This is a genomic window from Streptomyces sp. SolWspMP-5a-2 (assembly GCF_900091845.1).
Classification (GTDB): Bacteria; Actinomycetota; Actinomycetes; order Streptomycetales; family Streptomycetaceae; genus Streptomyces; species Streptomyces doudnae.
In genome coordinates, this window is sequence record NZ_FMCI01000067.1 from 1 (window position 1) to 7062 (window position 7062).

Genomic DNA, 7062 nt, shown 5'->3' on the forward strand with positions numbered 1-7062 from the left:
CGGGCCAGGAAGCCGAGGCTGGTCATGGCGTTGGTGTTGCCGGCGTCGGCTGCCTGGGTGTACCAGGTGCGTGCGGTGTCGGTGTCGCCTCGCTCGTCGGCGAGGATGCCGAGGAGGCCCATGGCGTCGGTGTCGCCGGCGTCGGCGGCTTGGGTCCATCGGGTGCGTGCGGTGTCGGTGTCGCCCTGATCGTTGGCCAGGAAGCCGAGGTTGTACATTGCGTTGGTGTTGCCGGCGTCGGCTGCGCGGGTCCAAGCGTCGGCTGCCTGGGGCATGCGCTCGACGTAGTAGGCGGCGCGACCGATGGCCCTTTGCGCGTCGGGGGCGGCATGGGCGATGAGGGTGTTCCACACCTCGTCCGGGGTGATGGCGGCTGTGGGGGCGGGCGAGGTGGGGGCGGTGTGGTTGGTGAGGATGTCGGTGACGCGGTGTCCGTCGGTCTGGCCGGGCTGGTCGCCGTGGGGGGCGAGCGGGGAGATGCGTTGGCTGTGGTGGACGGGCTGGCAGGCCCAGGCCAGGCCCTGCTGGAGCCAGTTGGCGGGTGCGTCGGCGCGCTGCTGTCCGGTGAGGTAGTGGTTGGCCAGGGCCTGGAGTATGGAGGTGGGGATGGTTGGGGGGTGGCCGCAGCGGCGGGCGGTGACGGCGCCGGTGATGAGGGCTTTGCCGTAGGGGTTGTCGGCTTGTTCCCAGCTCAGGATCAGTTCGGGGGCGGCGGACAGGACCTGGGTCAGGCCGAGGCTGGTGCCGCTGTTGGCGGTGGCGTGGGCGAGGCGGGGGTCGCGGCCGGCCAGTTCCCGCGCGCGTTCCCACTCCGCCTCGGTGAAAGCGGTCAGGGAGAAGATCCGGGCCTGCTCCAGGACGTCCTTCTCGTTGCGGCCGGGAGCGTTCGGCTGCTGCTCGGCCAGGCCGCCGGCGGCCTGGCTCGTGTCGGCGCTCTCCGCCGGGCGTGGAGCGGGGGAGGGCGTGGTGGGCTCGGGCGGCGTGGCGGGGATGGTGCGGAGTTGGGCGTGGCGGTCGGCCCAGATGGTGCCGATGAGGATGACCGGCTGGTCGGTGTCGGCCAGCAGGCGGCGCACGGTGGCAGCCTCCAGCGGAGCGGCACCGGTGAGGAAGTCCTGGATCTCGTTGAGCCAGATCACGCTGCGGCCCAGCTTCCGGCTCTGCGCCCACGCCATGTCGCCGCCGGGGTTGGGCCGTAACAGCTGCCAGCCGGGCAGGGTGCTGAAGATCGCCTCCCAGGCGCTGCGGGTCTTGCCGGCCGCAGCCGGCCCGACCAGCAGGGCGAAGCCGCCCTTGGCGGATCGTGCGCGCAGGTAGGTGCGCAGATCGGCGTCGATGTCGCGCACGACGTACTCGGGCAGGTCCGGCGACAGGGAGCCCTGGGCACCGGCGGGTAGAGGGATCGACGGGTGGATCCCGAGCAGGGTGGGATCGGTCTCGGCCACCGTCTTCGGGGCGGGTAGCCCCTGGAGGGAGCGACGGGCGCCTTCGTCCTGCGCGACAGTGTCCTTGGTGCGAGCGACTGACGCGTCGTTGATCACCGTGAACCGGGGTTTGACCGCTCCCAGTAGTACCGCCGCCACGGCCAGCATCACCGGCGCCATCCAGGCCGGCCCCGGCAGATGCACGGCCTTGACGACGCCGGGCACCGCGCTCAATGCCGCCATCGCCGCTACCAGTCCGGCGAACACCCACGTCGACTTCCCCTGCTTTCCCATCACCACCATATCGTCGTGGCTCGCGCCGACTGCCCGCCACCTGTTCGCCTCAATCCGGCCACCACTGCAGCGGCACTGAGTAGCTCCTACGGCAACAGCTCCGGCCCCGGGATGGGCGAGGCCGGCTTCGACGCTTCCGAATGGAAGAACCGCGTCGATGCGGCCGGTGGCGACGTGGCCGTTGCGGTGCGCGGCTGGATGGTCGACACCGGCCGCCTGGCCCCCGGCGCCGCTTCCCGCCCTTTCCCAACTACGCGAATTCCAGAAGGTGCTGACGTACGGTTCCAAGCGCCTCACCGGAACAGCCGAGGCCACTTCACCGGCGTTTTCGGACTCGTCAACAATCTAGCGAGGGAGGGAAAACTCTCGGACGAGCAGGAGAGCTTCCGCCGCCGCAACAACAGTTGGTACGACGCCGCGTACACCGACCCCTCGACCGTTGACCCCCACGTCTACGACGATGAAATCAACCCTGGCGCGGCGGCATGGTTCAAGCCGTCAGCCACTCATCTCGGGCCTTGACCCCGAATCTTGAACACGTCTATGCGGCTTGGGCCAGGGTAGTTGTTGCCGATGGCAAGGCGTTCTCGTAGGCGATCGGAGATCGTTGGCCGAGGCGGGAGTGCCGGCGTCGGGTGTTGTATCGGGTCAGCCAGCGGAAGGCATCGAGTCGTGCTTCGTGCTCGCTCGGCCAGCCCTTCCGGCCCTTGAAAGCCTCCCTTTTGAAGGCCGCGTTGAAATGCTCCGCGGCGGCGTTGTCCGCGCTGGATCCGATCGCGCCCATGCTTTGCCGGACCCCTGCTGACCTGCAGATCTCAGCAAAGGACCTGCTCGTGTATTGGGATCCGTGGTCGGTGTGCATGATCGCTCCGGCGAGACTCCCCCGGGTTCGTTCGGCGGCCGCCAGGGCGCTGGTGACGAGTTCGGTTCGCATGTGATCGGCGATCGCCCACCCGGCCAGCCGACGTGAGGCGAGGTCGATGACGGTCGCGAGGTAGAGCGGCTTGGCGCCGCTGACCGGCAGGTATGTGATGTCGCCGACGTACTTCGTGTTCACCGCGTCCGCGGTGAAGTCACGGCCGATCAGATCCGGCGCCTTCGCCGCGGCCGGTTCGGCAGTGGTGGTGCGGTGCCGACGACGCAGACGCACGCCCTCGAGCCCGATGGTCCGCATGATCCCGGCGACGCGCTTGTGGTTGATCAGTATCCCCTCGCCGCGGAGTTCGGCGGTGACCCTGGGGGCTCCGTAGGTGCCGTCGGAGTCCTGGTGGACTTCGCGTATCAGATCAGCGAGCTCTGTCTCGGCGGCCTGGCAGGCCGCCCTCGCGGCTGCGGTGCGGCGCCAATAGTAGAAGCTGGAGCGGGAGAGGGTGAGAATGATGCAGAGCCGCTTCACGCCGAACCGGCGCTGGTGATCTTCAACGAACTGGCAGCGGTTCACCAGCGCGTCTCCGTCGCGAAATACCGGGCCGCCTTGCGGAGGATGTCGCGTTCCTCCTCCAGCTCGCGGATCCTCTTCCGGGCCACGGCCAGCTCTGCCTGAACGCCGTCGCCGCCTGACGTCGCCGCGGTCGCCGGCGCGGAGTGGGAGCCGGAGCACCGTCCCTCACCGGCCCGGATCCAGTTCCGGAGTGTCTCGGTCTTCACTCCCAGATCGGCAGCGACGGACTTGATCGTGGCTCCCGGCCTCGACCAGTACAACGCGACTGCGTCCGCCTTGAACTCGGCGGGGTAGTGCTTCATCCCCACAGGGACTCCGTTCTCCTGAACCATCAAGGTCCAAGTCTCTCCGGTGTCCAAAATCCGGGGTCAGGGCCCGATCTCCCGCAGGGTCAATCAGGGATTGGTAGCCCGGCATGATCGCAGGTAAGCCGAGCCCATTTCCTGAGGGCGAATAGCGACCCCCACGAGGCTATGGAATTAGCCGTCGAAGAGATCCGCTTGCTCCCAGTAGGCTGGGGTGGACTCGCCCGCATCGAGCAAGTTCTCAAGTTGCGCGGCATCTTCGGCATTCAAGCTCAGGATCAGCCGGAGAGTTGTGCCGAGCAGCTCGGCATATGGAACGAGGGCCATCGCTCCTGGTGGGCTGGCGGTCCTGCTGGCGAAATTACACCGCAGAGGGACACGGGTGGAGGTGAGCGCTTGAGCTTCGACCACGCCCTCTTCCTGTCCCAACGCGGCGCTAATCCCATCGAGTTGTGGGTCATGGGTCACGTCTTCGCCCGGGGCGTCGTAACCGATACTGCGGTTGGTCATCAGCATCCGGATGGAGGTCAGGGGGATGGCGAACCTGGCGGCCCGCTCCCGGACCTCGGCCAGCAGGGGCGCCTCGTACTCCTCAGGAGCATGGAGATCCTTGCGGCTGCCGGCCAGGAAAGCCACGAAGTCGGATCCGCGCAGACCGAGGTGTCCGTCGTCGATGACCCAGCGCCATGCGCCACCGGCCCTTACGGTCTCCGGTTCGACCACCATGCACACGTGCGCCTTCCACGCCTGCACCGCGCTGCGCATCAACCGCTGGAGGTTCGGCGTGTCCGTAATGCCAGTACACAGCAGCGTCTTGGCGTCCACGAGCGGACGGATACGACGCCAGAAAGCCTCGTCCGTGATCTCTGGAGAGGAGAGGAGCAGGCTCAGTGAGGTCTCGTCGAGCGATGCCTGATGGGGCACATTGGCCGGGAACTCTGACAACGACCGTCCACTGCCCTGCCACATGGCCGCCATCAACGTGGACATGCGGCGCGACACGTCAGGCACCGTGTGCCGAGAGACTTCAGAGAGGGCTAGCCGAGTGGGGTCGGCTTGACCCTCGCGAGCTGCCTCCACACCCGTACCGACCATGTGCAGGAAGCGCTCGACCTGACGCTCCCCCATGATGCCGCGGCCGCCCTCGACGATCGCGTCGGACGCCAAAGCGGTCGGCGTCCGCGTGGAGGTGTGGGCAGGAAGCGCCCCGAGTCCAGAGGGATCGAGTACAAGGGTGTGGTGTTCCTCCGCAACCGTTCCCAACTGATCCCGTGCGGGCCCCGTCCCGAGGCGAGCGAGTGGCACGACCAGCGGCTGCTGTTCACGCTGGAAGATCTGAACGTCCGATGCAAGCAGATCCGGGTCAGAAGACGCACGAAGGTAAACGCGTCGTTCGGACTTCCGGGTGCCCGAACTCCACGTCATCAACAGGTCCGGCACATAAGTGTGGTTGAAGAAGTCCGTCCGGACGATCCGCGCGGTGGGGTACACGTCCAAGAGGCGCCGCTGGATCACATCCTTGACGCGCTCGACCGCTTGCCGCGGATCGGGGTGGTCGAGCGCGCTGTCGATCTCCGGCGCCACCGGCGTCACCATGACGACCTTCCCTGGCTGTTGTAGAAGTTGGCGACGACTCCACGCCAGTCGTCCAGCGGTACCAGCTTCTCCTGCTTCTCTGACATCACGACCAGCCAGAGCCGCTCGGACAAGTCCTCCACAAGCTCATTCTTGATTGACTCGGCCGCCGCTTCCGGATCCTCGACACCAAAGATCCTCAGCGACTCCGCAAGCACGGCCTCCCGGATCGTCTGCGGGCTGGTGAGCAGGTCCCAGTCATTGGCACGGAAGGGAGCCCAACTGATCCACATGTAGTGATCACCAAGCATGTACTCCTGGCTCAGCGCGACGTAGCACTTGGCCAGGAAACTCTTGTAAGCAGGGCCTTGGTCGCTCGCGTTCTTGCGCCACTTCACCTCAGCGCAGAACATCTGGCCGTCCCACTCGCCGCCCCGCATCATCCCACCGAGGTCATAAGAGAACGGCCTCTCGTTCCCGTTCGGCCACCGCAAAGTGAGCTTCCGCGCCCATGCACCATCGATGTTGGTGTAAGACTGCGACACACGCATGGTGCCTTCAAGCCAGCGCTTGACCCGCTGCACCGCCTCAGCGCCCTTGACGTGCTCCTCTTCACCCGGCACGGCGCAACAGTATCTCTTCGCACCATCGCCGATACAGAGTGCGAGAAAATCTGGCGCTTGTTCACACCTGGCCGTCGGCGACAACCACGGCTGCGACCTCTCCGAGAGCGTCACCAGTCCGCAACGCGCCACCGGCAGTCGCCGCATGGCCGGGGCCTGACATGCCCAAAATTCGCCTGACACCCCATCAGAACGAGCGTCGGATGAGCGTCATGAGCGTCATTTCGGCGTCAAGATATCGCCCGTAACACCCAAACCGCACATAATGCGCATGCAAGAAACCGCAGGTCAGGAGCCCTTCACGGCCGGTTCGAGGATGGCTAAACACTCCACGCGATGGGTCACGGGGAAAGCATGGAAAGCCACGGCATCTGCGTGGATTTTAGTGAGCTCGACGGCCCGGCACCCATGGGAACCATGCACAAGGAACCGCATGACCGCCGGGGGACTATAGCCGCACATCGCCGGTTGGCCCAACCGGCGCTTATGCAGATGCTTGTTACACAACGTCCACCGCGAGCACTCCCCTTCGGACCGGTCCCCAGCGAGAATTCCCCACCACCCATAAACGACACACTCTCGCGCCCCAAGGCACACGACCTCCCTCACATCACCAGGGGGCCTTCCGCGGACCCATCAGATGCTCCATCACGCCAGGAGTCACACTGCCCCTGCCTCCCGAATCCACAGCAGACGAACCCCGCTCCTCGTTCACGGCCCATGCCTGGTACTCGACCAGCGACCTCGCCGCCTGCCTGCGCGTAGACACCTCGACTCTGCGCCGCTGGCGCACGGCCAGGCCACCGCAGGGCCCACCGTTCGTCGCCGTTTCGAAGCGCGTCGTCCTGAACAGCACACGCGACGTCGAGGAATGGCTGGACAGCCGCCGGACGGTCCCGGGCCGGGAAACCTGATGGCCGAGAAAGCCAGTGTTCCGGTCGGTGTCCGGCTTTCCACCGACATCGAATACCGCCCCGACCGCCCCAAGCCCTACCGTGCACGTGTCCGCTGGTTCGATCCCACGACAAAACAACGCCTCTCCCTCTCGGAGGGAAAGGCCGACGAAGACGAAGCCCAGGAGTGGCTCCAAAGCATCATCGACGCCGCGCAGGCCGGTCTGCCGCCCTCGCTCGCCACCATGAAGCTCGCCGAATACGGCAACGCGAACATGAATCTCGCCCTGCGCGGGCTGGAGTTGAAGACCCGCGACCCCTATCTCTCGGGATGGCGCACGCGCGTGGTCCCCGCCCTGGGCCACCTTCCCGCACGGATGATCACCAACGGCGTCGTCGACCGCAGCGTGCAGAACTGGATCGTCGACGAGCACAGCCGCTCAACGGTGAAGAACACCATCGCCGTTCTGGTCCGTGTCATGGAGCAGGCGGTCCGCGACGGCATCA

3 protein-coding genes and 3 pseudogenes are annotated in these 7062 nt (G+C 66.4%); 2 read left to right on the plus strand and 4 right to left on the minus strand.

Annotated features, from left to right (window positions below):
* Positions 1-1718: pseudogene (locus GA0115242_RS06505) on the minus strand (tetratricopeptide repeat protein); the annotation flags it as partial.
* Between the two features lie 258 nt (positions 1719-1976).
* On the opposite strand from GA0115242_RS06505, the pseudogene GA0115242_RS06510 reads away from it, so the two are divergent.
* A pseudogene (locus GA0115242_RS06510) lies at positions 1977-2231 on the plus strand (hypothetical protein); the annotation flags it as partial.
* 28 nt (positions 2232-2259) lie between these two features.
* On the opposite strand, the gene GA0115242_RS06515 reads toward GA0115242_RS06510, so the two are convergent.
* The 3 genes from GA0115242_RS06515 to GA0115242_RS06525 all read right to left on the minus strand — a co-directional run bounded on the left by GA0115242_RS06515 (position 2260) and on the right by GA0115242_RS06525 (position 5662).
* Positions 2260-3467 (minus strand): IS3 family transposase gene (locus tag GA0115242_RS06515; protein ID WP_093825455.1). Its coding sequence is split into 2 segments (ribosomal slippage): positions 2260-3176 and positions 3176-3467, totalling 1209 coding nucleotides; the frame shifts between segments, so codons are not numbered across the junction.
* A gap of 171 nt (positions 3468-3638) precedes the next feature.
* Positions 3639-5060: a hypothetical protein gene (locus GA0115242_RS06520; protein ID WP_093825456.1), complete on the minus strand. Its 1422-nt coding sequence runs from the start codon at positions 5058-5060 to the stop codon at positions 3639-3641.
* Entirely contained in the window at positions 5054-5662 is a 609-nt protein-coding gene (locus GA0115242_RS06525; protein WP_093825458.1) for a hypothetical protein, read from the minus strand. The genes GA0115242_RS06520 and GA0115242_RS06525 overlap by 7 nt, the downstream gene beginning before the upstream one ends.
* Before the next feature lie 913 nt (positions 5663-6575).
* Here GA0115242_RS06525 and GA0115242_RS06535 point away from each other — a divergent pair.
* Positions 6576-7062 (plus strand): annotated as a pseudogene (locus GA0115242_RS06535) (site-specific integrase); the annotation flags it as partial.

What these genes read in the sequence shown, in the direction of transcription:
- GA0115242_RS06520 (WP_093825456.1), bottom strand. Translation starts at nt 5,060, where the DNA reads ATGGTGACGCCGGTGGCGCCGGAGATCGACAGCGCGCTCGACCACCCC.